Annotated in this window: 18 protein-coding genes; 10 read left to right on the top strand and 8 right to left on the bottom strand. The window is 71.9% G+C overall.

What is annotated here, in order from left to right:
* The first annotated feature begins 389 nt into the window (after positions 1-389).
* From SVTN_RS30020 to SVTN_RS29990, 7 genes are all read left to right on the top strand, one after another.
* Complete coding sequence (locus SVTN_RS30020) at positions 390-4,076, top strand: efflux RND transporter permease subunit (RefSeq protein ID WP_159026508.1); 3,687 nt, start codon at positions 390-392, stop codon at positions 4,074-4,076.
* A complete protein-coding gene (locus SVTN_RS30015) occupies positions 4,073-7,240 on the top strand; it encodes an efflux RND transporter permease subunit (protein ID WP_218922687.1) in 3,168 nt (1,055 codons plus the stop codon). Before SVTN_RS30020 ends, SVTN_RS30015 begins: the two co-directional genes overlap by 4 nt.
* 71 nt (positions 7,241-7,311) lie before the next feature.
* Positions 7,312-8,238 (top strand): hypothetical protein, encoded by a 927-nt coding sequence (locus SVTN_RS30010; RefSeq protein ID WP_107072772.1) that lies wholly within the window; start codon positions 7,312-7,314, stop codon positions 8,236-8,238.
* 95 nt (positions 8,239-8,333) lie between these two features.
* On the top strand, positions 8,334-9,011 hold the full coding sequence (locus SVTN_RS30005) for a response regulator transcription factor (protein ID WP_041131906.1): 678 nt from the start codon (positions 8,334-8,336) through the stop codon (positions 9,009-9,011).
* Between the two features lie 6 nt (positions 9,012-9,017).
* Positions 9,018-10,400 carry a sensor histidine kinase gene (locus SVTN_RS30000; protein WP_041131905.1) on the top strand — a complete coding sequence of 461 codons (1,383 nt, stop codon included), beginning with the start codon at positions 9,018-9,020 and terminating at the stop codon, positions 10,398-10,400.
* Between the two features lie 123 nt (positions 10,401-10,523).
* Complete coding sequence (locus tag SVTN_RS29995; protein WP_052499372.1) at positions 10,524-11,885, top strand: hypothetical protein; 1,362 nt, start codon at positions 10,524-10,526, stop codon at positions 11,883-11,885.
* A 64-nt stretch (positions 11,886-11,949) separates the two neighbouring features.
* Positions 11,950-12,561 carry a histidine phosphatase family protein gene (locus SVTN_RS29990; RefSeq protein WP_041131904.1) on the top strand — a complete coding sequence of 204 codons (612 nt, stop codon included), beginning with the start codon at positions 11,950-11,952 and terminating at the stop codon, positions 12,559-12,561.
* Between the two features lie 158 nt (positions 12,562-12,719).
* Here the strand turns inward: SVTN_RS29990 and SVTN_RS29985 are convergent, their stop codons facing one another.
* Both SVTN_RS29985 and SVTN_RS29980 read right to left on the bottom strand, forming a co-directional pair.
* A complete protein-coding gene (locus SVTN_RS29985; RefSeq protein WP_245727685.1) occupies positions 12,720-14,075 on the bottom strand; it encodes a diacylglycerol/lipid kinase family protein in 1,356 nt (451 codons plus the stop codon).
* A 104-nt stretch (positions 14,076-14,179) separates the two neighbouring features.
* Complete coding sequence (locus tag SVTN_RS29980; RefSeq protein ID WP_041131903.1) at positions 14,180-14,920, bottom strand: class I SAM-dependent methyltransferase; 741 nt, start codon at positions 14,918-14,920, stop codon at positions 14,180-14,182.
* Positions 14,921-15,175: 255 nt separating this feature from the next.
* Here SVTN_RS29980 and SVTN_RS29975 point away from each other — a divergent pair, with 255 nt between their 5' ends.
* Both SVTN_RS29975 and SVTN_RS29970 read left to right on the top strand, forming a co-directional pair.
* Positions 15,176-17,005: a sigma-70 family RNA polymerase sigma factor gene (locus tag SVTN_RS29975; RefSeq protein WP_041131902.1), complete on the top strand. Its 1,830-nt coding sequence runs from the start codon at positions 15,176-15,178 to the stop codon at positions 17,003-17,005.
* 187 nt (positions 17,006-17,192) lie between these two features.
* Positions 17,193-19,148 carry an APC family permease gene (locus tag SVTN_RS29970; protein ID WP_041131901.1) on the top strand — a complete coding sequence of 652 codons (1,956 nt, stop codon included), beginning with the start codon at positions 17,193-17,195 and terminating at the stop codon, positions 19,146-19,148.
* Between the two features lie 18 nt (positions 19,149-19,166).
* On the opposite strand, the gene SVTN_RS29965 is transcribed toward SVTN_RS29970, so the two are convergent.
* Both SVTN_RS29965 and SVTN_RS41175 read right to left on the bottom strand, forming a co-directional pair.
* Entirely contained in the window at positions 19,167-19,748 is a 582-nt protein-coding gene (locus SVTN_RS29965; RefSeq protein ID WP_041131900.1) for a TetR/AcrR family transcriptional regulator, read from the bottom strand.
* A gap of 64 nt (positions 19,749-19,812) precedes the next feature.
* Complete coding sequence (locus tag SVTN_RS41175; protein ID WP_052499371.1) at positions 19,813-21,321, bottom strand: serine/threonine-protein kinase; 1,509 nt, start codon at positions 21,319-21,321, stop codon at positions 19,813-19,815.
* A gap of 179 nt (positions 21,322-21,500) precedes the next feature.
* On the opposite strand from SVTN_RS41175, the gene SVTN_RS29955 reads away from it, so the two are divergent.
* The gene (locus tag SVTN_RS29955) at positions 21,501-22,673 is read left to right on the top strand and encodes an agmatine deiminase family protein (RefSeq protein ID WP_041131899.1); all 1,173 of its coding nucleotides are present in this window, start codon (positions 21,501-21,503) and stop codon (positions 22,671-22,673) included.
* Positions 22,674-22,685: 12 nt separating this feature from the next.
* Here the strand turns inward: SVTN_RS29955 and SVTN_RS29950 are convergent, their stop codons facing one another.
* The 4 genes from SVTN_RS29950 to SVTN_RS29935 form a co-directional block, all read right to left on the bottom strand.
* A complete protein-coding gene (locus SVTN_RS29950; RefSeq protein WP_041131898.1) occupies positions 22,686-23,072 on the bottom strand; it encodes a VOC family protein in 387 nt (128 codons plus the stop codon).
* Positions 23,073-23,204: 132 nt separating this feature from the next.
* A complete protein-coding gene (locus SVTN_RS29945; RefSeq protein ID WP_041131897.1) occupies positions 23,205-23,726 on the bottom strand; it encodes a hypothetical protein in 522 nt (173 codons plus the stop codon).
* A gap of 152 nt (positions 23,727-23,878) precedes the next feature.
* The gene (locus SVTN_RS29940) at positions 23,879-25,129 is read right to left on the bottom strand and encodes a serine hydrolase domain-containing protein (protein ID WP_041131896.1); all 1,251 of its coding nucleotides are present in this window, start codon (positions 25,127-25,129) and stop codon (positions 23,879-23,881) included.
* 131 nt (positions 25,130-25,260) lie between these two features.
* Entirely contained in the window at positions 25,261-26,766 is a 1,506-nt protein-coding gene (locus tag SVTN_RS29935; RefSeq protein WP_041131895.1) for an MFS transporter, read from the bottom strand.
* Positions 26,767-26,924 lie beyond the last annotated feature (158 nt).

The raw sequence follows: 26,924 nt of genomic DNA, 5'->3' as shown, positions 1-26,924 counted from the left end.
AAATTGACAGGCTATTCACCTACGAGCTACATTTACGCCGTATATATCCGCTATGGATACGGCTGGAGGTTCGGCCGGTTCATAGCTCTTGCCGGACATGAGTACGAGGTCGGCCCGTCCTTTTCCCGCGGCTGGGGAGGAGGCCACGGCCAGGAATCCTCACCCTCGCCGGTCGAGGCCGGCGACTGACGCCACAGCAGGACGGACGTCCCCCGTGCGGACGCCCGGTGGGCCGTCCGCCCGGTGCGTGATCCGGCGCTCTCGCCAGGCCACTGGAAAGGGCCCGAGGGCGGGGCGGTGGAGCGCGCAGTCGCTCTGGAAGGCAGGACCCTGCCGTGGTCCACAAAATCCTTTCTCTCAGTCTTACGTTCCGGAACCTGATCCTCGGTGTGGCAGCGGCCGTGATGGCCCTGGGATTCATACAGCTCCCACGGGCGGCGTCGGCAGACGTCTTCCCGGAGTTCGGCCCGACGCAGGTGCAGATCCAGACCGAGGCACCGGGCCTGTCGGCGGCCGAGGTCGAGCAGCTCATCACCGTCCCGATGGAGCAGGACCTGCTGAACGGCGTGGCGTGGCTCGACGAGATCACGTCCGAGTCGGCCCCCGGACTGTCCTCTGTCGACCTGGTCTTCGAGCCGGGCACGAACGAGCAGAAGGCCCGGCAGGCCGTCCAGGAACGTCTGATCCAGGTCGCCGGTCTGCCCCAGGTGGGCAAGCAGCCGGTCATGATCCAGCCGCTCTCCTCGACGAGCCGGGCGATGATGATCGGGCTGTCCTCGAAGGACGTCTCCCGCATCGACATGTCCGTCCTCGCGCGGTGGAACATCAAGCCGCGTCTGATGGGCATTCCCGGCGTGGCGAACGTGGTCATCTGGGGTGAGCAGGACCGGCAGCTGCAGGTCCAGGTCGACCCGGAGCAGCTGCGCAGCCGGGGCGTCTCGCTTGACCAGGTGGTCCGCACGACGGGCAACGCGCTGTGGGTGTCGCCGCTGACCTTCGTGGAGGCCTCGACGCCGGGCACCGGCGGGTTCATCGACACTCCCAGCCAGCGACTGGCGATCCAGCACGTGCTGCCCATCACCAAGGCCCAGGACCTGGCGTCCGTGGCCCTGGAGGACACCGCCGCCAAGCGGCTGCGCATCGGTGACGTGGCCACCGTGGTGGAGGGCCACCAGCCCCTCATCGGCGATGTGCTGCTGAGCAACGGCCCCGGGATCATGCTGGTGATCGAGAAGTTCCCCGACGCCAACACCCGTGAGGTCACCCACGCCGTCGAAGAGGCGCTGACGGAACTCCAGCCCGGACTGTCCGGCATCACCATCGACACCCATGTGTACCGGCCGGCGTCCTTCGTCGACACCGCGCTCGACAACGTGGGCCTGTGGGCGCTCGTCGCCGTGCCCGCCGTCTCGGTGCTGCTCGGCCTGTACTTCCTGTCCTGGCGCGTCGCCCTGATCAGCCTCGTCTCGATCACGATGGCGGAGATCGCCGCCCTGTGGGTGCTCTATCTGCGCGGCTCGACCTTCAACATGATGGTCCTGGCCGGGCTCGCCATCGCCCTCGGCGCCGTCATCGACGACATCGTGATCGGATTCGACCGCATCCGGAACCAGTTCCGGCGAGAGGATCGGAAATCCGACGAACGCCGATCGGTGGCCGACGTCGTGGTCGACGCCACGGCGGCGGTGCGCAGGCCCGCCTTCTTCGCGACGCTGATCCTTCTCCTCGCCGTGGTGCCCATCGTCTTCCTGAGCGGGGTGGGCGGAGCGTTCGCCCGGCCGCTGGCCCTGTCCTACGTACTCGCGGTGGTCGCCTCCACCGTCGTCGCCCTGACCCTCACGCCCGTCCTCACCGCCATGCTGCTCGCGCACACCAGGCTCGGGCACCGCCGCAACCCGGTGCTCGACCGGCTCCACCGCGGCTTCGACCGGATCGGCCCGAAGACCCTGCTCCGGCCGGGCCGGGCGCTGGTCGCGGCCGCGGTGCTGGCCGGCGCGGGCTTCGCGGTGTGGCCGCAGCTCGACGGCGCGTCCCCCATCCCGGCCCCGCACCAGCGTGCGCTGCTGATCCAGGTGGAGGCGGCGCCCGGTACGTCGCTGCCGGAGATGGACCGCCTCGGCCGGGCGGCCGTCGACGACCTGCGCGCCCTGCCGGGCGTCGAGAGCGTGGGAGCCCACGTGGGCCGCGCCAGGGAGTCCGACCAGGTCGTCAACGTCAACTCCGGCGAGTTCTGGGTCAACCTCAGGAGCTCGGCCGACTACGACGCGACCGTCGCCGCGATCGGCCGCACCATGAACGACCAGGCCGGTCTCGACAGCGAAGTGCTGACGTATCCGCAGGCACGGCTGAACGCGATCCGGGCCGAGAACGGTGACGAGGCGCCGGTCGTCGTCCGCGTCTACGGCAACGACCTGGGTGTGCTGCGGCAGCAGGCCGAGCAGGTGAGCAAGGCCCTCGCGCAGGTGCCCGGAGTCGTCCGGCCGCAGGTCCCGGACGTGGTCGAGGAGCCGACCCTCGAGGTCAAGGTCGACCTCGCGGCGGCCCGGAACCACGGGATCAAGCCGGGTGACGTCCGCCGCACGGCCGCCACCTACTTCTCGGGCCTGCCGGTGGGCAGCCTCTACGAGGAGCAGAAGGTCTTCGACGTCGTGGTGTGGGGTTCGCCCTCGACGCGCTCCGCTCCGCAGAACGTCCGGAACCTTCTGATCGACACGCCGAACGGCGACCACGTGCGCCTCGGCGAAGTCGCCACCGTCCGTGTCACTCCGTACCCGACCGTCATCGAGCACGACGCCACCTCGCGCAGCCTCGACGTCGTCGCCGACGTCAACGGGCGTGATCTGGACTCCGTGCTCAAGGACGTCAGGAACCGCGTCCAGGCCATGCCGATGCCGTACGAGTACCACGCCGAGGTGCAGAGCGACGTCGCGCACCAGCAGAGCAAGGATCTGCGCGTCGCGGGGCTCGTGGTCGCCGCGCTGCTCGGCACCTTCCTCCTCCTGCAGGCGGTCTTCGGCAGCTGGCGTGCGGCGACGCTCGTCCTGATCGCCCTGCCGCTGGCCGGCGTGGGCGGCGTGCTGACCGCGTTCGCCGTCGACGGCGTGATGTCGATCGGCGCGCTCGGCGGCTTCCTGCTCGTGGTGGGCATCGCCGTACGCAACCTGGTGCTGCTCGTCCGCGGCTACCAGGAGGCCGAGCCGCGCGAGGACGGGACCGTCGACCCGCAGCGCATCGTCGACGCCACGCGCGACCGGGTCGGCCCGGTCCTGCTGACCGCGCTGGCCACGGCGATCGCGGTGCTGCCCGCGGTGTTCCTCGGAACCGTCGAGGGCATGGAGGTGCTGCACCCGCTGGCCGTCGTCGTGCTCGGCGGACTGGTCACCTCGACCCTCGTCACGCTGTTCATCGTGCCCGCCCTCTACATCCGCTTCTACCCCGCCCCCGGCGGAGTGAGGCGGCGTCCCGCCGGCCCGGAACCGGCTCCGGCGACGGCCGGCCAGGCCCCGTCCCCGGCAGCCCCGGGCGCATCGGCTCCGGACGATGGCAGGACGGAACGGCGAGAAGCGCCTCACAACAGGCCCGGCCGGCGTCACACCAGGCGCCGGTGGGTCGCCGGCCTGTCGGCCGCGGGGCTGCTGATCGCCGGTGGAGCGAGCCTGTCGGCGTGCTCCGGCTCGAACGACTCCTCGGCCTCGGCCGTCGAACACTCCGAACAGCCGCCCGCGGAGATCGAGAAGGTCCCGGAAGGAAAGATCCCCCACCTGACCCTGGCCGAGGACACGGTCCAGCGGATCCACATCACGACGGAGCCGCTGCGGCAGGCGCCGCTGGACGGCACGGGACCGCCGCGGACGCTCATCCCGCTGAAGGCCGTCGTCTACGACCAGGAAGGCAAGACCTTCGCCTTCACCAACCCGAAGCCCTTCGTGTACATCCGGACCCCCGTCCAGCTGGGGCAGTTCGGTGAGAAGTACGCGGTCGTGAAGTCCGGCATCGCGGCGGGCACCCACGTGGTGACGGTCGGAGCCGCCGAACTGCTCGGCATCGAGTACGAGACGGACGGCGAGCACGAATGACCGAGGAACGCAGCACTCTGATGCGCTGGATCGTCCGCTCCAGCCTGCGCTTCCGCTACCTCGTGGTCGCCGCGGCCGCGGTGATGATGGTCGTCGGCATCACGTCACTGCCCCAGCAGCGGGTGGACGTCTTCCCCGAGTTCGCGCCGCCGCGGGTCGAGATCCAGACGACCTGCCTCGGCCTGTCCACGGCCGACGTGGAGTCCCTGGTCACCGTTCCCCTCGAACAGTCCCTCAACGGGCTCGACAAACTCGACGACCTGCGCTCCGAGTCCGTCGCGCAGCTCTCGTCGATCCAGCTGATCTTCCACGAGGGAACCGACATCTTCAAGGCACGGCAGGAGGTCCAGGAACGGGTGGCGCAGGTGTCTCCCAGCCTGCCGACCTGGGCGGCCCCTCCGGTGATCATGCCGCCCGTCGCGGCGACCAGCCGTGTCATGAAGATCGGGATGTCGTCGCAGGACCACTCCGACAAAGCCCTGATGAACATGTCCATGACGGCGTACTGGGAGGTCAGGGCCCGTCTGCTGCGGGTGCCCGGCGTCGCCAACGTGAGCATCTTCGGCGAGCGGCTGAAGATGATGACCGTACAGGTGGACCCGCTCAAGATGCAGGCCCACAAGGTCAGTCTCGACGACGTCATGGAGGCCACCGGCGAGTCGGTCGACTCCGGTCTGCTCAAGTTCACCACCGGTTCGGTCATCGGTCACGGCGGCTGGATCGAGACCGCCAAGCAGCGCCTCGGCATCCGGCACGTCCTGCCGGTCGTGACGCCCGTCGACCTCGCCCAGGTGCCGGTGCACTCGGCGGACAGCCGCACGGTCCGGCTCGGTGACGTGGCCCTGGTGAAGGAGGCCCCCCAGCCGCTCGGCGGCGACGCCGTCGTCGGCAGCGACCCCGGCCTGCTGCTGATCGTCGAGAAGCTGCCCTGGGGCGACACCCCGGAGATCACCAAGAACGTCGAGAAGGCCATCGAATCCCTCGAACCCGGCCTGCCCGGCGTCACGTTCGACACGACCATCTTCCAGCAGCAGGACTTCATCCACACCGCGATCGACAATCTGACCCAGGCCCTGGTGCTCGGCTTCCTGCTGGTCGTCGTGGTCCTCGCGGCCTTCCTCTACGAGTGGCGCGTCGCGCTGATCAGCCTGCTGACGATCCCGCTGTCCCTCATGGCGGCCGTCCTCGTGCTCCACTGGCGCGGGGACACCATCAACACGATGGCCCTCGCCGGACTCGTGATCGCCCTGGGCGCCGTCGTGGACGACGCGATCATCGACGTCGAGAACATCCTCAGACGCCTGCGCGAGCACCGGAGATCCGGCGGTGACACGTCGGTGGCGAAGGTCATCCTGAACGCCTCCCTGGAGGTCCGGAGCCCGATCGTCTACGCGACGATCATCATCGTCGTGGCCACGGTGCCGGTGTTCCTGCTCCAGGGAGTGGCGGGCTCGTTCTTCCGGACGCTCGCCGTCTCGTACACGTTCGCCATCATCGCCTCGATGGTCGTGGCCCTGACGGTGACCCCCGCCCTGTGCCTGATCATGCTGCGCAAAGCCAAGGTCGAACGCCGGCAGTCGCCGCTGCTGCGCTGGCTGCAGACCGGCTACACGGCCGGGCTCCGGCGCATCATCAAGCGGCCGGTGCACGCCTACCTGGTGTCCGGCGTGCTCGTTCTCGTCGCGGCCCTCCTGGTGCCCCAGCTCAGCCAGTCCCTGCTGCCCTCCTTCAAGGAGCGGGACTTCCTGGTGCACTTCATCACCACGCCCGGCACGTCCGTACAGGAAGAGGAGCGCATGGTCTCCCAGGTGAGCCGGGAGATACGGGCCATCCCCGGAGTGCGCAACGTCTTCGGGGCCCACATCGGGCAGGCGTTCCTGGGCGACGAGATCGCCGGGGTCAACTTCGGCGAGGGCTGGATCGGCATCGATCACAAGGCCGACTACGACAAGACCCTCAAGCAGATCAAGGAGACCGTGGCGCGCTACGCCGGCATGGAACAGGACGTCCAGACGTACCTCAACGAGCGCGTCGACGAGGTGCTCACCGGCTCCAAGTACCCGATCGTCGTCCGCCTCTACGGCCAGGACCAGAAGGTGCTGCGCCAGAAGGGCCTGGAACTCCAGGAGAAGATCACCAAGATCTCCGGCACCGCCGACGTCCACGCCGACCTGCAGGTCGAGGTCCCGCAGATCCAGGTGACGGTCGACGTCGGCAAGGCGGCGAAGTACGAACTGAAGCCCGGTGACGTGCGCCGCGCCGCGTCCACCCTCGTGGCCGGCGAGGAGGTCGGGGACATCTTCCGCGACGGCAGGGCCTACGACACGGTGGTGTGGAGCACCCCCGAGACCCGCAACAGCCTGGCCGCCATCGGCCAGCTCCCGATCGACACCCCCTCCGGCACCACGGTACGGCTCGCCGACGTCGCCCGGGTGGCCGTCGAGCCCCAGCCGAATCTGATCGCGCGCGAGAACGGTTCGCGGCACCTCGACGTGAACGCCTCCGTCTCCGGACGCGACCTCAGCGCCGTCGTCTCGGACGTCGAACAGGCGATCGCCTCCACGGACTTCCCCCGCGGCTACCACACGGAGCTGCTCGGGGAGCACGCGGAACGACAGGCCGCCCAGCGGGTCCTGTTCTACAGCGCGATCTTCGCGGCCCTGGCGATCTTCGTACTGCTCCAGATCTCCTTCCGTAGCTGGCGGCTGGCGCTGCTGTCCTTCCTCACCCTGCCCATGGCCCTGGTCGGCGGTGTCTTCGCGGTCTGGATCGCCGGCGGGAACATCACGCTGGGTTCCCTGGTCGGCTTCTTCACGGTGCTCGGCATCGCCGCACGCAACGGCATCCTGCTGATCAACCACTGCCAGCACCTGGAGGAGCACGAGGGCATGGAGTTCGGGCCCGCCCTGGTGCTGCGCGGTGCGCGGGAACGGCTGTCCCCCATCCTGATGACCTCGCTGGCGACCGGACTCGCGGTGCTGCCCCTGGTCTTCCTCGGCAACCGGCCGGGCCACGAGATCGAGTACCCGCTCGCCGTGGTCATCGTCGGCGGTCTGGTTACGTCCACCCTGCTGAATTTGCTCGTCGTGCCGTCCTTGTACCTGCGTTTCGCCAAGGGCTTCAGACGCCACCGGCCGCAGCATGAGGCGGTCGCCACGCACTGAGGCGGGCGGCGGACGGGGCCGCCGCCTCTCGGTGGAGCCCCACCCAGGCTCCACCGAGAGGATCAAGCTGAATGCCCCCTGTCTTCCGCACGAGCGCTGCCCTGCTGAGCCCGATCGTCGCCGCGCTGCTGCTGGCCCCCGGCGCGGAGGCCACCGGCACGCCCCAGGCGCCCTCCCCCGTTCCGGTGAGCGGCCCGAGTGCGCAGGGCAACTGCGGAAATCCGCCCGCCCTCCGCCCGTACCGCTTCCCCGCCCGCCCGAGGGTGACCAACACGTTCCTCCCGCTGAAGCCCGGCACCCGGCTGGTCCTCACCGGTGACGTCGCCGGCGAGGACCACACCGTGGTGACGACGGTGACCGACCTGACGAAGGTCATCGACGGCGTACGCACCGTGGTGGTGTTCGATCAGGACCTCAACGGCAAGCAGGTCCAGGAGTCGGAGCTGGCGTTCTTCGCCCAGGACTGGCGCGGAGCGGTCTGGCGCCTCGGGGAGTACCCGGAGATCTACGAGAACGGCAAGCTCGTCGGCGCGCCCGACACCTGGATCTCCGGCGTGCAGGGCGCCAAGGCGGGCATCGCCATGCTCGCCCGGCCGCGGGTGGGCTCCCCCACCTACACCGAGGGCCTGGCGCCCGAGATCGACTTCCTGGACTGCGCCACGGTGGCCCGGACCGGCCAGAGCGTCTGCGTCCCCGCCGGCTGCTTCGACAACGTCCTCGTGACGGACGAGTTCGCACCGCTCGACCCCGAGGGCGGCCACCAGCTGAAGTCGTACGCGCCCCACGTCGGCAACATCAAGGTGGAGCCCGTGGGCGAGGCGAACCCGGAGACCCTGGCGCTGACCGAGTTCACCCGGCTCACCCCCAAGGAGCTCGCGGCCGTCGACAAGGAGGTCCTGAAGCAGGACAAGCGCGGTTACCGGATCAGCCCCGACGTGTACGGCACCACCCCGCCGGCGGAGCCCGCCCACAGGCGGCTGCTCCCGGACCTGCCGTAGTACGTACGGCGCGGGCCCCGGCGCACCCCGCCGGGGCCGTCCCGTCCCGCGCGCCCTTCAGCCCCGGTTCAGGTGACGCGGGTCACAATCGGGACATGCGGGTTCTGATCGTGGACGACGAGGAGCGCTTCGCCGAGGGGCTCCGCAACGGCCTGGAGGCGGAGGGCTTCGCCGTCGACGTCGCCCTGGACGGCACGGACGGCCTGTGGCGGGCGCGCGAGCACGCGTACGACGCGATCGTCCTCGACATCATGCTCCCCGGCCTGAACGGCTACCGGGTCTGCGCCGCCCTGCGCGCCGAGGGGAACTGGACCCCGATCCTCATGCTCACCGCCAAGGAGGGCGAGTGGGACGAGGTCGAGGGACTCGACACCGGCGCCGACGACTACCTGACGAAGCCCTTCTCGTACGCCGTGCTGCTGGCCCGGCTGCGTGCGCTGCTGCGCCGCGAACCGCGCGAGCGGCCCGCCGCCCTCACCGCCGGCGACCTGCGGCTCGACCCGGCCGCCAAGGAGGTGTCACGGGGCGGGGTACGGGTCGGTCTCACCGCCCGTGAGCTGGCCCTCCTGGAGTTCCTGCTGCGCCGCCGCGGCGAGACCGTGTCCAAGCGCGAGATCCTCGCGCACGTCTGGGACGACGCCTTCGAGGGCGACCCGAACATCGTCGAGGTCTACGTCCGGCACCTCCGGAACAAGCTGGACCGGCCCTTCGGCCGCGCGTCCATCGAGACCGTACGGGGCTGCGGCTACCGCCTGGCCCCCGACGGGGGGTAGCGGGCCATGGGCGTACGGTTCCGGTCGACCGTGGCGGCCGTCCTCGTCGTGGCGGTGGGCGTGGCCGCGGGGGCGGTGGCCCTGGTCGCGCTCATGCGGGCCGAGCTGACCGACGACGTACGGCAGGCCGCGCGGGCCCGGGCCGAGCAGGTGGCGGCCGTCATCGAGTCGGGGCGCGGGGTGCCCTCGCTGGCCGTGAGCGAGCCGGACGAGGAGTTCGTCCAGGTCCTGGACGCCCGGGGGGACGTGGTCGCGGGCAGCCCGAACGTCAAGAACCTGCCCGCCGTGGCCGATCTGCGAGGGGGCTCCGAGGCCACCCTCACCACCCCCCTCGACGAGGACCGGTTCCTGGTGGTGGCGGTGGCCGCCGAAGGGCCGGGCGGGCAGCGGACTGTACTGGTGGGGCGGACGGTGATCGCGGTCGTCGAGTCGACCCGGATCGTCACCCGGCTGCTGTTCGTGGGGCTGCCGCTGCTGATGCTCGTGGTGGCCGGCGCGACCTGGATGGCGGTCGGGCGGGCGCTGGCGCCCGTGTCGGCCATCAGGTCGGAGGTGGAGGCGATCTCGGCGGCGGAGCTGCACCGCAGGGTGCCGCTTCCGCCGGGCCGCGACGAGATCGCACGGCTCGCCGCCACGATGAACCGCATGCTGGACCGGCTCGAACGGGCGCAGAGCGCCCAGCGCCGGTTCATCTCCGACGCCTCGCACGAGCTGCGTTCCCCGGTGGCGTCCATCCGCCAGCACGCCGAGGTCGCCCTCGCCCACCCCGACCGGCTGCCGGGCGAACGCCTGGCCAGGACGGTCCTCGCCGAAGACCTGCGGATGCAGCGGCTGGTCGACGACCTGCTGCTGCTCGCCCGCGCCGACGAGGACGCGCTGCGCCCCCGGCTGCGACCGGTGGACCTCGACGACCTGGTCCTGGACGAGGCGCGCCGGCTGCGGGGGGCGGCGCCCGGGCTGCGGATCGGTACGGCCGGGGTGTCGGCGGCACGGCGGAACGCGGACCCGCGGGACCTGGGCAGGGTGGTGCGCAACCTGGGCGAGAACGCGGCCCGGTACGCGCGCTCCGAGGTCGCCTTCGACCTCACCGAGCAGCCGGACGGCCGGGTGGTCCTGGGCGTGGAGGACGACGGGCCCGGCGTGCCGCCGGCCGACCGCGAGCGGGTCTTCGAACGGTTCGTGCGCCTCGACGAGGCGAGGTCCCGCTCGGCGGCCGACAGGAGCGGCGCGGGCGATGCGGGCGACGCCGCCGGCAGTGGTCTCGGGCTCGCCATCGTCGCCGAACTGGTCGCGGCGCACGGCGGTACGGCGACGGTGACCGACGGTCGCCTCGGCGGCGCCCGCTTCGAGGTGGTGCTCCCGGCGGACCCGGTGGCCCGCCGGTCCTGAAAAGCGGTTCAGCTCCGTTCAGGCTCCCTTCAGGCCCCGGGTGGCAGCGTCGATGCCACGGCACGTCGGTGGCACGGCACGTCGGTGACACGGCACGTCGGTGGCACGGCAGAGGAGGCAGCCATGAGGAACAGACATCTGGCGGCCGCGGTGAGCGCGGCCCTGGCCGCGGCCCTCGCGACCGGCGCCTGCAGCGCGAGTGCCGTCGGCGGCCGGGCCGCGAGCGGGATCCCCTCGCCGCGCACCGACTGCGTACGGATCGTGGACACCGAATCCGGCAAGAAGACCGAAGGCTGCCTGCCGCTCGCCCCGGAGCAGGACCGGGTCGACCGGGGCACGCCCGTGTTCAGCCGGCCGCTCGACGTCACCAACCCGCTCCACTCCAGCTCGAAGCTCCAGCAGGTGATCTACGGCGGTCAGGTCGACGGCAAGCCCTTCCGTACCGAGCTCACGCTGCTGCCCGACATCAAGACCATCACCGTGAACGGCGAGCAGGTCCGGGCCCGCACGCTCCAGTTCGTGTCCTTCTCCGACGGCCGGGTCAGCGAGGTCGCGTTCGACTGGTTCGCGCAGGCCGACGACGGATCGGTCTGGTACCTCGGCGAGGACGTCTTCAACTACGAGGACGGGGTGGTCGCGGACACCGGCGGCACCTGGCGGGCCGGGAAGTCGGGGCCGGCCGCGATGATCATGCCCGCGCATCCGAAGGTCGGTGACGTGTACCGGCCGGAGAACAGCCCGGGAGTGGTCTTCGAGGAGGTCACCGTGAAGGCCGTCGGGCAGACGGTCGCCGGGCCGTACGGACCGGTCAAGGGTGCGATGACCACGACCGAGATCCACATGGACGGCGGGCGCGAGACAAAGATCGTCGCCCCCGGGTACGGCGAGTTCATCATCGACGAGCCCGGCGGCGACCTGGAGGCGGTCGAGCTGGCCGTACCGACGGACGCCACCCCCGGCCCCGTGCCCGCCGAGCTCGCGGCCCTCTCGGCGGCGGTCCGCGCGGCGCACACCGGGGCGACCGAGGCGAGCGTGGCGAAGGTGCGCGCCGCCTGGGACGCGTACCGGGACGCCGACCGCGTGCCCCAGCTGCTCGTCAAGCAGATGGACCGGGACCTGGACTCGCTCACCGCGGCCGTCAAGGCACGCGATGCCGCGCTCGTCCGCGGCGCGGTGCTCCGGGTCGCCCAGAACGACACCGACCTGCACCTGCGCTACGACCCGGTCGCGACCGTCGAGGCCTCCCGGATGGCGCTGTGGGCGCGCCAGTCGGCCCTGGACGCCGCCGCCCGGGACGCGGGCTCGGTCGCCGGTGACGTGACCGGCCTCGAACTCACCTGGGACCGCGTCAAGCACGACGCGGACCCCGCCCGGGCCGACCGGATCGCCGCCTCGGTGCGCGCCCTGCGCGACGCGGCCGACCACAAGGACACCGCGGCCGCCCAGCAGGCGACGGCCCGGCTCACGTCCGCCCTGTCGGGCTAGGAGCGCCCTGCCCCCTGTGGTACTCATGGCGGAGAACCGGCCGGAGAGGAAGGAGCCGCGGGCCATGGGTGACCTCCTCCTGATCCGCCACGGTGAGACGGAGTGGAGCGCCGCCGGGCGGCACACCGGTCGTACCGATCTGCCGCTCACGCCGGAGGGCGAGGCACAGGCGCGGACGCTCGCGCCGTTCTTCGCGGGCCGCACGTTCTCCTTCGTGCTCACCAGTCCGTTGCGGCGGGCCCGGCGCACGGCCGAGCTGGCCGGTCTGCGGGGCGCCGAGACGGACGAGGACCTGTGCGAGTGGGACTACGGCAGGTACGAGGGGCTCACCACGGCCCGCATCCACGAGACCCGGCCGGACTGGTCGCTGTGGCGCGACGGCGTGCCTCCGCACCCCGACGGGCGGCCGGGTGAGTCCGCCGAGGACGTGGGGCGGCGGGCCGACCGGGTCCTGGCCCGCGTCGCGCCCCTCCTCTCGGGCGCCGGCTCCGGGGAGGACGGGGTGCTGGTCGCGCACGCGCATCTGCTGCGGGTCCTCACCGCCCGGTACCTGGGCCTGCCGGCGTCCGAGGGGCGGTTGTTCCTGCTGACGACGGCGACGGTCGGAAGGCTGTCGACGGAGCACGGGCTGCCGGTGGTCGCGGGCTGGAACCAGCGGCCCCTCCCCCACGCGTGACGCGCTCCCGGCCGCGGTGGGCGGTGTTGTTGTACGGGGGGGGTGATCGACGGTCCCATGGGCCCGCCGCCGATCGCCGGGCCCCGATCGCCGGGCCCCGATCGCCGGGCCCCGATCGCCGGGCTCCGGGACCGGGGGTCCGGGGGTCCGGGGGTCCGCTAGTGCGACTCCCCCGTGGGCCGTTCCCCGCGGCCGAACGCCAGGTCGAAGACCTGCCGCCACCGCACCGGCGGCACGGGGGCGGGGACGCCCGGGCGGTCGCGCGGGACCAGGACACGCAGGGCGCGCGGGCGCAGGGTGCAGACGACCGGGACGGGCATGCGCAGTGCCTCGCCGTCGACCGCCACCGGGATCTCGTCCGTATCGGCGGTCACCTCGACGCGGTGGGCGGTCAGGACGGTGAGGCTCGTGGACTGCGAGCCCCGTACGGCCAGGTCGGCGGCCTGTGCCGCGTCCTCCACCCGGATCCCGAGCACGCCGAGCTCGCCGTCGTCGAGGCTGGGCCGGCGGCCGCCGCCGCTGAGCTCGTCGGGCGAGACGTACGGGTTGTTGCTGACGAGCAGGGCCTGCTGGGCGGAGACCGGCGTGCCGTCGACCCGCGCGTCGAGCCGCCGCACGCCTTCCCCGAGCAGCAGGTCCGGCATGAGGGTGAGCGCCGTGCCGGCCTTGTCGTCGCGGTACTCGGGCCGCTGGACGACATCGGCGTACACCCCGAAGGAGACGGTGTTGACGAAGGGCCGCCCGGCGACGTCGCCGAGGTCGATCCGGAGCTCCTCGCCGTCGGTCAGCGCGTCGAGGCAGCGGGAGGGGTCGGTGCGGTCGAGGCCCAGGTCCATCGCGAAGTGGTTGCGGGTGCCGGCCGAGATCACCAGGAACGGCAGGTCGTGCTCGGCGGCGACCTCGGCCACCAGGGCCTGGGTGCCGTCGCCGCCCGCCACGCCGAGCAGGTCCGCGCCCTCGGCCACGGCCCCGCGGGCCAGCTCGGCGACATCGGCCGGGGCCGACGGGTCGAGCAGGATCACCCGGGCGCCGAGGGCCTCCGCCCGCTCGACGAGACCGAACCGCGCGACCTTCCCGCCGCCGGACTTCGGGTTCATGATCAGGACCGGTCGCTCCGGCGGGGCCGCCGGGACCGCCCGCATCGACCGCGGCGGACGCGATCTGCGCAGCGCCGCCCGGGCGCAGGCCAGCGCCGCACCCCAGCACAGGCACAGGATCAGCGCCGTCAGCCACAGGCCCTCGTGCGAGAAGAGGACCAGGACGCCGACGGGTGCGGCGACCGCGAGGAGCGCCCCGAGGAGGCGCACCGCGCCGCGGTGCGCCACGAACCACCAGACGCCGGCGGCGCAGAGGATCAGCCCGAGGAACCCGGCCCCGACCACCAGGAGCCCGCCGTCCCCCAGCGCGAGCAGGAGGACGACCAGCGAACCGATCACCGCCAGCAGGGCCAGACGCGCGAGCAGCCGCGCGGCCCGACCTCTGCCGGGGCCCGTCCCGCCCGTACTGCCCATCATGTCCCCTCCGTGGTGCTTCGACCGCGAACACAGTCCTGGGCACCAGCCTGCACGGGCCCGGGCGGGAGGGCATCCCGGCCGGGCCGTTCGAGGGCCTCCGGCCGTCAGGCGCGGCAGCGCAGCAGCTCGAAGGGCGGGTTGGCGAGGCAGTCCGCCCAGAAGTCCGCGCCGAACTCGCGGACGCCGGCCTCGGACACCTCCAGCGGGACCCAGGTCAGGTCGCCGAAGCCGGCCGCGCGCAGGGAGTCCTCGTAGACCTCGCGGCGCGGGCAGGCGCCGACGAACGAGATCGGCGGGTCGAGCAGCGCCGTGATCCTGACGCGCGGTCCGGTCTCGATCTCCTCGCCGGTCGCCTCGCAGAGGAAGCCGTACTTGGCGAGCGACGGCCCGTCGAAGCGGTAGTCGGGCTTCTGCGCGAGCACGAAGAACTCGGCACCGGGCTTCAGGCTCCGGTGCACGTTGCGACACATGCGCTCCATGGCGGCGATGTCCGGCGCGTAGTTGAGCAGCTGGACCCCGAGCGCGATGTCGAAGCGCTGTTCGAGGGTACGCAGTTCGGACACGTCCCCCACCTCGTAGCGCACGCCCAGCGGATCGCTCTCCTCGAACGCCCGCGCCGCGGCGACCATCTCGCCGGAGATGTCGATGCCGAGCACCTCGGAGGCGCCGCGCCGCTTGAACTCCCTGCTGTAGAAACCGGTGCCGGAGGCGAGGTCGAGGACCGACTTCCCCCGTACGTCGCCGACCATGCCCAGGAAGCTGGGCACCTCCCCGTACTGCGTCAGCGGAAGGGACTTGAAGCCCTCGAACGCCTCACCGATCTCGTCGTACTGCTGCACGCTCATCGCGCGGTCCTCCCCAGTGCTCGGTCATGTGCCTGGTGATCCGTCATGCCCTGGCAGTCTTGCCGGATCACGACGCGAGCTCGTACTGGCAGAAGCCACGAAGACCCGGACGGTGCCCTGGCCTCCTCTACGGGAGTACGGGAGGCCCGAGGTTCTCGGAACTCCTCCGCGGATTTCTGTTATCGGACCGCCGCCCCGCGATCTCCCACGTGTTGGCCGTCGACGACAGCGGGAACAGGCAGGGTGATTCGGAGCATGGGCGCACAGCACGGTACGGAACTGGTCAGGGCTGCACAGAGCGGAGACCCGTGGGCGCGGGACCGGCTCGTCGCGCTCCACCTGCCCCTCGTCTACAACATCGTGGGCCGGGCGATGAACGGTCACCACGACGTCGACGACGTCGTGCAGGAGACGATGCTGCGGGCGCTCGCCGGGCTCGGCGACCTGCGCTCCCCGGACAGCTTCAGGTCCTGGCTGGTGGCCATCACCATGAACGGCGTCCGCAGCCACTGGCACCGGCAGCAGCAGGCCGGCCACCCCGCGGGCGACCTCGACGACGCCCGCGGGATCCCCCAGCCGGGGGCCGATTTCGTGGAGCTGGCCGTGGTCCGGCTGAACCTTTCCGGCCAGCGGCGCGAGACCGCCGAGGCGACCCGCTGGATGGAGCCGGAGGACCGGGAGCTGTTGTCCCTGTGGTGGCTGGAATGCGCCGGGGAGCTGAGCCGCCACGAGGTGGCCGCCGCCCTGCAGCTGTCCCCGCAGCACACCGCGGTGCGGGTCCAGCGGATGAAGGAACGCCTCGAGGCCGCGCGGGTCGTCGTACGGGCCCTGTCGCAGAACCCGCCCTGCCCCACCCTGCGGTACGAGACCGGCGCCTGGGACGGCCGGCCGTCCGCCCTCTGGCGCAAGCGCATGGCCCGGCACGCGCGCGCGTGCGCGCACTGCGCCGGCCTGTGGAGCGGGCTCGTACCGGCGGAGGGGCTGCTCGCCGGGCTGCTCCTGGTGCCCCCGGCCGCACTGCTCCTCGCGGGCGTCCGCGAGCGGGCCGGGTACGAGACCACCGCCGCGACCACCGGGCTCGCCTCGCCGCGGCACGGTTCCGGAGGCGCGTCCGGAACCGGTGCCGGGCCGGGGGCCGGAGCCGAGTCCGGGGCCGGGGCCGAGTTCGGGACCGGAGCCGGAGCCGAGTCCGGGGCCGGGACCGGGATCGGCACCGGCACCGCAGTCGGCGCCGGGCCCGGTGGAGGGGCCGCGGGCCGCGGCGCCCGGAGCACCCGCGCCGTCCGCCGACGGCGCCGGCAGCGGCGTGGCCGCAGGCGCGCCGTCCTCGCGGCGGGCATAGCCGTGGTGGCGGTCACCGGCGGTGCCTTCACCCTGGTCACCGGCTCCGACGAGGGTACGGAGGGCAGGGGCACGACCCTCGCTTCGACCGCCGACGCCGGCCTGCCCACCCCGCACGGGTCGACCGCGCCCCCGGTGACCGCCTCCTCCTCGGCCGCCCCTTCCCCCTCGGCGTCGAAGACCCCCCGCGCGACTCCCAAGCCCTCGCGCCCCACGCCCGCCGCCTCCCGCACCTCGCCGCCGGCACCGCCCCGGCCGACGCGTGCGCCGCACACGACCGCGCCCGCGCCCGCCCCCACCGCCTCACGGACGACATCCGGATCCGGATCCGGTTCCGCTTCCAATTCCGGTTCCGATTCCGGTTCCGGTTCCGCCGCCCAGCAGGTGATCGGTCTCGTCAACGAGGAACGGGCCAAGGCGGGCTGCGGGCCGCTGACCGAGCAGCCCCTGCTGACCAAGGCCGCCCAGGGGCATTCCGACGACATGGCCGCGCGGGACTTCTTCGACCACACCAACCCCGACGGCGACGGCCCCGGCGAGCGCATCACGGCCGCCGGATACGCCTGGTCGTCGTACGGCGAGAACATCGCGAAGGGCCAGACCACCCCGGCGCAGGTGATGGACGCGTGGATGAACAGCCCCGGCCACCGGGCGAACATCCTGAACTGCGGTTTCAAGGAGATCGGCATCGGTCTCCACACCTCCGGCGGCCCCTACTGGACGCAGGCCTTCGGCAGCCGCTGAGGCCGGCGGGGCCCGGTGGACGGGCCGGGCGGACGGGCCCGGTGTGATGAGAATGACGTCCGACAGGGGGATCTTGACGCTTCCCTGACGCGTGACCCCGTATCGGCGGCTCGGCGTCTGCTTAGGCTTGCCCGGCCGTCCGTCGGATGGCCGAAAGCCGATACCTACCAGCACCCAGGGACACCCGATGGCCACCACTCATGACGCCCGCTCCGGACGATTGCGCGCGTGGATGCTGGAGGGCCTCTCCGACATGGGGAAGGGCAAGCCCTCCCGGCCCAAGGAACCGGCCCCGGACGCCGGGCACCAGGGACAGCGCTGGTGGCGGGTGATGTGCCTGACCGGTGTCGACTACTTCTCCACCCTCGGCTACCAGCCCGGCATCGCCGCCCTGGCCGCCGGGCTCCTCTCCCCCGTCGCCACGATCGTGCTCGTGATCGTCACCCTGGCGGGCGCGCTGCCGGTCTACCGGCGGGTGGCGGAGGAGAGCCCGCGCGGCGAGGGCTCGATCGCGATGCTGTCGCGGCTGCTCTCCTTCTGGCAGGGCAAGCTCTTCGTCCTCACCCTGCTCGGCTTCGCCGCCACCGACTTCCTGATCACGATCACCCTGTCGGCGGCCGACGCCTCCACCCACCTCGTCGAGAACCCGCATCTGGAATCGGCGCTGCACGACAAGCAGATGCTCATCACGCTCGCGCTGGTCGCCCTGCTCGGCGCGGTGTTCCTCAAGGGCTTCCTGGAGGCCATCGGCGTCGCCGTCTTCCTCGTCGGCGTCTACCTCGCCCTGAACGCCGTGGTCGTGGTCAACGGCCTGTGGCACGTGATCACCGAAGGCCACGTCGTCACCGACTGGACCACCGCCCTGACCGCCGAGCACGGCAACGTCTTCGCCATGGTCGGCGTCGCCCTGCTCGTCTTCCCCAAGCTCGCGCTCGGCCTGTCCGGCTTCGAGACCGGCGTCGCCGTCATGCCCCACGTCCAGGGCGACCCGGGCGACACCGAGGAGAAGCCCACCGGCCGCATCCGCGACACGAAGAAGCTCCTCACCACCGCCGCGCTGATCATGAGCGTCTTCCTGATCTGCACGAGCTTCATCACCACCGTCCTCATCCCCGCGAAGGAGTTCGAGTCCGGCGGCAACGCCAACGGCCGCGCGCTCGCCTACCTCGCCCACGAGTACCTGGGCAACACCTTCGGCACGGTCTACGACGTCTCCACCATCGCGATCCTCTGGTTCGCGGGCGCCTCGGCCATGGCGGGTCTGCTCAACCTGATGCCCCGCTACCTGCCCAAGTACGGCATGGCCCCGCACTGGGCCCGCGCCGTGCGCCCGATGGTCATCGTCTTCACCCTGGTCGCCTTCCTCGTCACCTGGATCTTCGACGCCGACGTCGACGCCCAGGGCGGCGCGTACGCCACCGGTGTCCTCGTCCTGATCTCCTCGGCGGCCATCGCGGTGACCATCGCCGCGCGCAAGGCCGGGCAGAAGGGCTGGACCATCGGCTTCGGCGTCATCTCCGCCGTCTTCCTCTACACGACCGTCGTCAACGTCATCGAGCGTCCCGACGGCGTGAAGATCGGTGCCTGCTTCATCGCCGGCATCATCCTCATCTCGCTCCTGTCCCGGCTCGGGCGCGCCTTCGAGCTCCGGGTCACCCACATCGACCTCGACGAGATGGCCGAGCGCTTCATCCAGGACATCTCCCGCCGCACCCCCCGCTTCATCGCCAACGAGCCGGACAACCGGGACGTCGCCGAGTACCGCGACAAGATCGAGCAGATCCGCGCCGACAACGATCTGCCGACCACCGAGGACTTCGTCTTCCTCGAGGTGACGGTCACCGACCCCTCCGAGTTCGAGGCCGGTCTGACGGTGAAGGGCGAGGTCCTCCACGACCGTTTCCGGGTCCTGACCGTGGAGAGCTCCTCCGTACCCAACGCCCTCGCGGCCCTGCTGCTGCACTCCCGCGATCTCACCGGCGTCCGCCCGCACATCTACTTCGAGTGGACCGAGGGCAACCCCTTCGCCAACTTCTTCCGCTTCTTCCTCCTGGGCCGGGGCGAGGTCGCCCCCACCACCCGCGAGATCCTGCGCGAGGCGGAACCCGACCGCGAGCTCCGGCCGCGCGTCCACGTCGGCTGAAAGCGGGGGCGGCGGGCGTCAGGGCTGTCGCAGCCGGTGCAGCTCCACCTCGACGGCCTCCTGCATGAGGGTGCGCGCGTGGTCGATGGTGAGGCCGCCGCTCAGCCAGCGCATGCTCAGGCCTTCGAGGAGGGCGGTGAGCCGCTCCGCCGCGGCGGCGAGCGTGGCCGCGGGCGCCATGGGCTGCACCTGGCCCAGGAGCCCGGCCACCTCCTGCACCCACACCAGGGTCGCGCGGGCGAGGTCCTCCCGCAGGACGGGGTCGAAGACGGCGCTCGCCCGCAGCTCGCCCCAGGCCGAGCTGTTCTCCCGTACCTCCGGCGTGTCCTGGAGTTCCAGGAGGAGGACCTGGTCGAGCTCCTCGCGCGGGCCGAGCGGCTCGGCGTCGGGGTCCCGCTCGGTGGTGTACCGCTCGGCGCGGTCGTTGATGAACTCCAGCGTGTGGCGCAGGATTCCGGTGCGGTCCTTGAAGTGGTAGTAGATCAGGCCGGTGGAGACCCCTGCCTCGGCGGCCAGTTCCTCCACGCGGAGCCCGCGGACCCCGCGCCGGGCGATCACCCGGGCGGCCGCTTCCAGGATCTGAGTACTACGAGACGCCATGTCAGAACCCTATCCGGAGCGACGGGCGGAGTGATCGGCAGCGCCGCCCCGGCCGTCCCTCCGCTCAGCCGTCCTTCCGGTACTGGCTCAGGGCCACCGTGACCGGGCCCCCGCCCGGCGCCCCTTCGACGAGCCGCGCGATGACGAGCCTCCGGCCGTCGGGGCTGCGGACGCAGAAGGGCCGCTCGTCGGCGAGGTCGTCGAGGGGCAGGCTCGTGACGGGTTCCGTCTCGATGCCCCGCTCGCAGTCCCGGGGGCTCAGCACGTATCCGGAGGCGACGAAGGCGTCCGCCTCCTCGGGCAGCACGAACGCGCCCTTCTCGCGGGCCAGGTACCAGTCGGCGGTCTCGGCGGGGACCACCTTCCCGGTGCCGAGGTCGAACTCGTACGTGTCGTCGGGGGCGGTCAGCTCGACGTCGGCGTATCCCGGCGTGTACGAGGAGCCCGACGCCGTCCCGGTTCCGTCGAGGTAGTACACGACCCCGCCCGCCGCGAGCACGGTGACGGCCGCGACGCCCGCGATCAGGGCCGTACGCCCGCGTCGGCGACGCCCACGGCGCACCGGGGGTCCGCCGACGGAGCGGTCGTCCCCGGGGCGGGGCTCCGGCACTCGCTGCGTGGGCACGGGAACGGCCGCGGCGGCGTAGGTGGGCCGGTCGTGGATCGACGGCGGCGGCGTCGGCGTACCGAGGGAGGCCGGAAGTTCCCGTCGCACCGCGCCCGGCAGCCAGCCCTCGGTGAACTCCGGGGCGGGGCCGACGGCCGGGTGGGCGTGGGCGGCGGCGATCAGTTCGGCCGGGGCGGGGCGCTCCTCGGGCCGCTTGGCGAGGCAGCGTTCCAGGAGGGGGTGCAGCTCGACGGGGACGCGGGAGAGGTCGGCCGGCTCGTGGACCACGCGGTACAGCGCGGCCGACTCGGGCCCGGCGCCGAACGGCAGCGCTCCCCCGGCCACGTAGGCGGCGAGCGCGCCGAGCGCGAAGACGTCGGTCGCGGGCGTCACCGCGAGGCCGAGGGCCTGCTCGGGTGCCATGTAGGCGGCGGTGCCGATGGCCAGGCCGGTGCCGGTGAGCCCGGTGGCGTCGGCCGCCCGCGCGATGCCGAAGTCGATGACGCGCGGGCCGTCCTCGGCGATCAGGACGTTCGCCGGCTTGAGGTCGCGGTGGACGACGCCCGCGCGGTGGATGGCCTGGAGGGCCTCCGCGATCCCGGCGACGAGCAGCAGCACCGTACGGACGGGAAGCGGGCCGTGGCGCTCGACCACCTGCTGGAGCGAGGGGCCCGGGACGTAGGCGGTGGCGAGCCAGGGGACGGGGTCGTCGGCCCCGTGGTCCACCACCTGTGCGGTGAAGAGACCGTGGATGCGGCTCGCGGCGGCGACCTCCTGGGCGAAGCGCCGCCGGAACTCGGGGTCGGCGGCGAAGTCCTCGCGCACCGCCTTGAGCGCGATGGGCCGCCCGCCCGGGGTGTGGGCGAGGTAGACGACGCCCATGCCGCCGGCGCCGAGCCGGGCCTGGATCCGGTAGCCGCCGATCTCTCGGGGGTCGTCGAGCGCGGGAGGGTGCGTGGAGGACATGGGCACGATCGTGCCGTTGACCAAAGTTTCAGTCAACACGCCCCGGCCCCGCCCCGGAGCCGGAGGCCGAGCGGGCGACACCGGGCCCGCCACACCGCCCCTTCATTTGACTGAAAATCCAGTCAGTGTCACAGTGGCGTCGCGTCCACGGTTCTGCCAGCCCACGATCGGAGCACACCGTGTCCCACCGTTCCCCCTCCCGCCGCACGGCCCTGCGGGCCTTCGCCGGAATCGGCGGCGCCCTCGCCCTCGGCGCCGCCGCCTGCGGTCCCGAGGAAGCCGCGCAGGGCGGCACCGCCTCCGGTACGAGCCGCACCTCGGCCGCCACCGGCGCGAACGGCGAGCGCCGCTTCGGCGCCGAATGGGAGAGCCACACCCGTACGTTCATGTCCTGGCCCGCCCTCGCCTCCGTCTGGGACGCCGACCTCCCCTACGTACGGAAGGACATCGCCCGCATCGCCCGCGCCGTCGCGGAGTACGAGGCGGTCGTGATGATGGCCCGCCCCGACCAGCAGGCGGCGGCCCAGCGGGCGTGCGGCTCGCAGGTCGAGGTCATCCCGATGGCCGTCGACGACCTGTGGGCCCGCGACATCGTCCCCGTCTTCGTGGAGGACGACGGCGAGGTCACCGGGATCGACTTCAACTTCAACGGCTGGGGCAACAAGCAGACCCACGCCAACGACGCCCAGGTGGGCCGCAAGCTGCTCGCCAAGTACGGCATCCCGCGCGAGCGGGCGCCGCTCACCGCCGAGGGCGGCTCCTTCGAGACCGACGGCGAGGGCACCCTCCTCGTCACCGAGAGCTCGATCGTCAACGACAACCGCAACCGCGGGAAGAGCCGGGACCAGATCGAGGACGAGCTGATCGACACGCTCGGCGTGGAGAAGGTCGTCTGGCTGGCCGGTGTCCGCGGCGAGGACATCACCGACGCGCACGTGGACAGCCTCGTACGGTTCACCGCGCCCGGTGTGGTCCTGCTCGACCAGGCGTTCCCCGGCACTCCCCCGGACTCCTGGTCCCGCTCCTCCGACCAGGCCCGCTCGGTGCTGAGCAAGGCCACCGACGCCCGCGGCCGGCGCTTCGAGATCATCGACCTGCCGCAGCCCGACCTCGACAGGATCACCGGCGAGGGCGACGACTTCGTGTCGACGTACGCCAACTTCTACGTCGCCAACGACTCCGTCTTCATGCCGAAGTTCGGCGACCGGAAGGCCGACGACCGCGCCCGCGGCATCCTCCAGGACCACTTCCCCAAGCGCGAGATCGTGCAGATCCCGATCGACACCATCGCGTCCGGCGGCGGAGGCATCCACTGCTCGACCCACGACCAGCCCGGCAAGCCGGCCGCCTGATCGCGGGGCCGCTCAGGGCAGCTGGACGATCTGGATGAGGTTGCCGCAGGTGTCGTCGAGCACCGCGATGGCGACCGGACCCGCCTCCGTCGGCTCCTGGGTGAAGACGACCCCGAGGGCACGCAGCCGCTCGTACTCCGCGCGGACGTCGTCCACGGCGAAGGAGGTGGCCGGGATGCCGTCCGCGACGAGGGCGCGCGCGTACTGCTTGGCGGCGGGGTGCGCATCGGGCTCCAGGAGCAGCTCGACGCCGTCGGGGGCCTCCGGCGAGACGACGGTCAGCCAGCGGTAGTCGCCGAGGGGGACCTCCGTCTTCTTCACGAAGCCCAGCTTCTCGGTGTAGAAGCTCAGCGCCTTGTCCTGGTCGTCGACGAAGACACTGGTCACGTGGATCCGCATGGCGTTCTCCTCTAGGGCCTCAACGGGTTCGCGGCCACGTAACCACCGGCCCGCCGACTCGCGGGAACCCGACACGCCCGGCGTACGGCTCCTCCGATCGCACGGGTTTCACGACGCGTACCGCCGGCCGGGCTAGGCTCCCTGTCCGGTTCGGCCGGCCACGAGCAGGCCGATCCCGCACAGGCCGCCGACCAGCCAGCTCGTCATCATCCACGTTCCCCAACCGGCGCCCAGCGTCACGACGAAGGCGACGATCGCCACCGAAAGACCGGCCACGGCGGCACGCCGCAGCCCGGTGCCGGCGTCCCACTCGCGGCGCAGCAGGCCGGAACGCCGCCACATCCTCCACAGGAAGACACCGGCGACGATCGCCTCCACCACGACGAACTCGACGGGAGGCGAGGGCATCTCGCCCGGCCCCTCCGCACCGCGCCACAGGTCGAGGAGCCCGGAGCCCAGAACAAAGGGGCCGACCAGAGCGAAGACCCCCGCCAGGAAGCGGAGGAAGCCGACGCCCCCGTTCGGCGCCCCGGCGCCGCCGAACGGGGTGGCTGCGCGGGACATGGCGTGGAGGCGGTGGGCCGCTCCCCGGAAATCCGTCACGACGATCCAGCCGAAGGCCGTCGCGAACACCCCCCAGGCCAGCAGCAACATCGCGCCCCCCTTTCATCCCCGTACGGTACGGACGCCACACGCGCCCGGGCACGCTAGCCGGGCGCCAGCCGGACATGTCAGGTCGGATCCCGGCAAGGTACGGACGCGCCGGCTGCCGGTCCCCGTCCGCCCTGGGGCTCCCGCCGGGGCGGTCAGGTGATCGCCAGCGGGTCGTTCGGGGCGAGTGCGGCCGCGATGCGCTGGGCCACCACCTCGGCCATGTTGCCGGCGGGGGTGGTCGGGGTCTTCGTCGCGGAGACCGCGATGGCGAGCCCCTTCGACGGCAGGTACGCCTGGATCGCCGCGTACCCGGAGAACGACGGGTTCTGCAGCACCCACCCGTTGACGACGATGACGCCGAGGCCGAAGTGCTTGGCCTCGGTCTGCTTCAGGCAGATCGAGGCGGGGCACCTGGCGGTCCCGCCGCCGAGGCCGACCGTGCCCGGGTTCAGCAGCGTGCGGTACGAGCGGTACGAGAGGAGTTCGCCGCTGCCGATCGCCCGCGCCGACGTCGCCAGGTCGCAGATGTGGGTGGTGATGACCGCGCCGGGCGCGGTGGTCCACGAGGGGTTCCAGAAGGTGGACTCCTCGTAGAAGCCGCGGTCCGAGGTGAAGGCGTGCAGGACCGGGCTCGGGATGTCGGGGGTGAAGTTGTTCTGCGTGTTCCGCAGTCCGAGGGGGCCCGTGACCCGCTCCCTCACCAGCCTGTCGATGCGGGTGCCGGTGATCTTCTCCAACGCGGCGACGAGGAGGAGGTAGTTGGCGTGGGAGTAGCTCCAGCTGGTGCCTGGCTCGTACCAGAAGGAGTGGTGGTAGGGGTAGGCGAGGAGCTGCGCCGGGCTCCACTGGCGGAACGGGTGCGGCCCCAGCTCGGCGAGGAACGCCGGGTCGGTGACGTAGTCGTGGAGGCCTGTGGTGTTGCTCGCCAGCATCCGCAGGGTGATCCGGTCCGCCTTGGGCACGTCGGGCAGCCACTGCTCCACGGTGTCGTCGAGGCCGACCCTGCCCTCCTCGACGAGCTGGAGGAGGGCCGTGCCGATGTGGGCGAAGGCCACGGAGCCGGCCCGGAAGTGCATGTCCGGCTCGGCGGGGACGCCGGTCATGGACTCGCCGAGGGCGTCGGTGAGGACCTCGCGGCCGTCGACGGTGACCCGCAGTTCGACGGACTTGAGCTTGAGGTCGCTCTTGGCCTTGCGGGTGATGTCCAGGATCCGACGGGCGTCGCCGTCGAGGGGCCGCTCGGTCCGGACGCAGTCGCGCCCGCCGTGTCCGCCGGGGCCTTCGGGGCGCGAGGCGAGTGCCGGGGCGGCGGCCGTCTGGACGGTGAGGGTGAGGAGGGCGGCGCAGAGGAGGGCTCTGCGGGACCGGGACCGGGAGCGGGTCCGCGTGGGGGTGGGGGTCATGGCCCGCACTATGGCGGGAAGAGGCGTGCCGATCCGGTCCAACACTCCATGGAAAGGGCCGGAGGCATCCATGTGGGGCAGACGGGAGAGCCGGCGCCCTGGGGCACCGGCTCTTCCGATGGGGTACGGGGTCAGGCGGCGAGTTCCTCCTGCTTCGGCTCTTCGGGGGCGGGGGCAGCGGCCGACTTGGTGTCCCTCATCACCAGGGTGGCCAGGACGGCCGCCGCGAGGACGCCGACGGCGCTGATGGTGAAGGTGGTGGTCATCGAGGAGGTGAAGGCCTCGCGGGCGGCGGCGATCAGTCCGGCGTCGCCCTGGGCGGCGGCCAGCGCGCCGCCGATGGACTGCTTGGCCTGTTCGGGGGCGTCGGCCGGCATCTCGGAGGAGAAGGTGCTGGTGAGGAGCGAGCCGAGGATGGCGATGCCGAGCGCGGTGCCGGCCTGCTGGATGGTGTCGTTGAGGGCGGAGCCGACGCCGGCCTTCTCCTCGGGGATGGTGCCCATCAGCGCGCCGACGGCGGCCGGCATCGCGAGGCCGGCGCCGAGGCCGAGGAGGCCGAGGGCGATGGCCGGGACGGTGAAGCCGGAGTGGGCGTCGACGGTGGTGAGCAGGGCGAAGGAGGCGGCCATGACGAGCATGCCGGCGAGGATCAGTAGCCGGTTGCCGATCTTCGCGGCGAGTCCGGCGCCGGCGCCGTTGCCGATGAGGGCGGCGACGGCGAGCGGGACGAAGGCGAGGCCGGCCTTGACGGGCGAGTAGCCGAGGACGAACTGCAGGTACTGGGTGAGGACGAGGAGCAGTCCGCCGTTGCCGATCTGCACGAGGGTCAGCGAGAGCGAACCGCCGCTGAAGTTGCGGTGCTTGAAGAGGACCAGCGGCACCATCGGCTCGGGGGTGACGTTCTCCCAGATCACGAACCCGCCGAGGGTGACGACGGCGACCGCGAGGGTGACGAGCGAGCGGCCCTCGAAGGCGCCGTGCTGCGGGATCTCGATGATCCACCAGATCAGGGCGGTCATGCCGACGGCGGAGAGGATCGCGCCGAGCGGGTCGGGCTTCTGCCAGGGGCCCTTGGACTCGGGCATCAGGGTGAGGGCGGCGAGGACGGCGAGGGCGACGACCGGGACGTTGACGAAGAAGATCGAGTGCCAGGAGAAGTGGTCGATCAGGACGCCGCCGAGGACGGGGCTGCCGACGAGGCCGAGCATGGACACGGAGCCCCAGGCGGCCATGGCGCGGGGCCGCTCGTCCTCGTCGAAGACGGTGATGAGGATGGAGAGCGTCGAGGGCATGATCAGCGCGCCGCCGACGCCCATGGTGATGCGGGCGGCGATGACCTCGCCGGGGCTGGTGCACACGGTGGCGGCGAGTGAGGCCGCGCCGAAGAGCAGCAGGCCGACGACCATGACCTTCCGGCGGCCGAAGCGGTCGCCGAGGCTCCCCGAGGTGAGCAGGAGTCCCGCGAAGACCAGGATGTAGGAGTCCAGGATCCACTGGATGTCCTGGGCGCTCGCGCCGATGTCCTCGGTCATGGACGGTACGGCGACGGTGAGCGCCATGCTGTCGATGACCAGGACCAGGGTGCTGAGGCACAGCACGACCAGGATCCACCAGCGGCGTGGGTTGCGGGTTTCCATCGGGAGTTCCCCCTCGGGTTTCGTTCGCGCTCTTGGGAGCGCCCCTGGGAGCGCCCTTCGATGCGAACACTGTACGCAGCTGCGCACACTGTTCGCAACACCGGAGACCTGTACGCTGAATGCGCACGCCGTACGCAGTGAATGCGCAGTGAAGGAGG

Source organism: Streptomyces vietnamensis, assembly GCF_000830005.1.
In the GTDB taxonomy this organism is placed as follows: domain Bacteria; phylum Actinomycetota; class Actinomycetes; order Streptomycetales; family Streptomycetaceae; genus Streptomyces; species Streptomyces vietnamensis.
Note: the sequence above shows the minus strand (reverse complement) of the source record. Positions and strands in the feature narration are given on the sequence as shown.

Excerpts from the sequence above, each read along its gene's own strand:
- SVTN_RS30015 (WP_218922687.1), top strand. The coding sequence starts at position 4,073 with ATGACCGAGGAACGCAGCACTCTGATGCGCTGGATCGTCCGCTCCAGC.
- SVTN_RS30010 (WP_107072772.1), top strand. The coding sequence starts at position 7,312 with ATGCCCCCTGTCTTCCGCACGAGCGCTGCCCTGCTGAGCCCGATCGTC.
- SVTN_RS30005 (WP_041131906.1), top strand. The coding sequence starts at position 8,334 with ATGCGGGTTCTGATCGTGGACGACGAGGAGCGCTTCGCCGAGGGGCTC.
- SVTN_RS30000 (WP_041131905.1), top strand. The coding sequence starts at position 9,018 with ATGGGCGTACGGTTCCGGTCGACCGTGGCGGCCGTCCTCGTCGTGGCG.
- SVTN_RS29995 (WP_052499372.1), top strand. The coding sequence starts at position 10,524 with ATGAGGAACAGACATCTGGCGGCCGCGGTGAGCGCGGCCCTGGCCGCG.
- SVTN_RS29990 (WP_041131904.1), top strand. The coding sequence starts at position 11,950 with ATGGGTGACCTCCTCCTGATCCGCCACGGTGAGACGGAGTGGAGCGCC.
- SVTN_RS29985 (WP_245727685.1), bottom strand. The coding sequence starts at position 14,075 with ATGATGGGCAGTACGGGCGGGACGGGCCCCGGCAGAGGTCGGGCCGCG.
- SVTN_RS29980 (WP_041131903.1), bottom strand. The coding sequence starts at position 14,920 with ATGAGCGTGCAGCAGTACGACGAGATCGGTGAGGCGTTCGAGGGCTTC.
- SVTN_RS29975 (WP_041131902.1), top strand. The coding sequence starts at position 15,176 with ATGGGCGCACAGCACGGTACGGAACTGGTCAGGGCTGCACAGAGCGGA.
- SVTN_RS29970 (WP_041131901.1), top strand. The coding sequence starts at position 17,193 with ATGGCCACCACTCATGACGCCCGCTCCGGACGATTGCGCGCGTGGATG.
- SVTN_RS29965 (WP_041131900.1), bottom strand. The coding sequence starts at position 19,748 with ATGGCGTCTCGTAGTACTCAGATCCTGGAAGCGGCCGCCCGGGTGATC.
- SVTN_RS41175 (WP_052499371.1), bottom strand. The coding sequence starts at position 21,321 with ATGTCCTCCACGCACCCTCCCGCGCTCGACGACCCCCGAGAGATCGGC.
- SVTN_RS29950 (WP_041131898.1), bottom strand. The coding sequence starts at position 23,072 with ATGCGGATCCACGTGACCAGTGTCTTCGTCGACGACCAGGACAAGGCG.
- SVTN_RS29945 (WP_041131897.1), bottom strand. The coding sequence starts at position 23,726 with ATGTTGCTGCTGGCCTGGGGGGTGTTCGCGACGGCCTTCGGCTGGATC.
- SVTN_RS29940 (WP_041131896.1), bottom strand. The coding sequence starts at position 25,129 with ATGACCCCCACCCCCACGCGGACCCGCTCCCGGTCCCGGTCCCGCAGA.
- SVTN_RS29935 (WP_041131895.1), bottom strand. The coding sequence starts at position 26,766 with ATGGAAACCCGCAACCCACGCCGCTGGTGGATCCTGGTCGTGCTGTGC.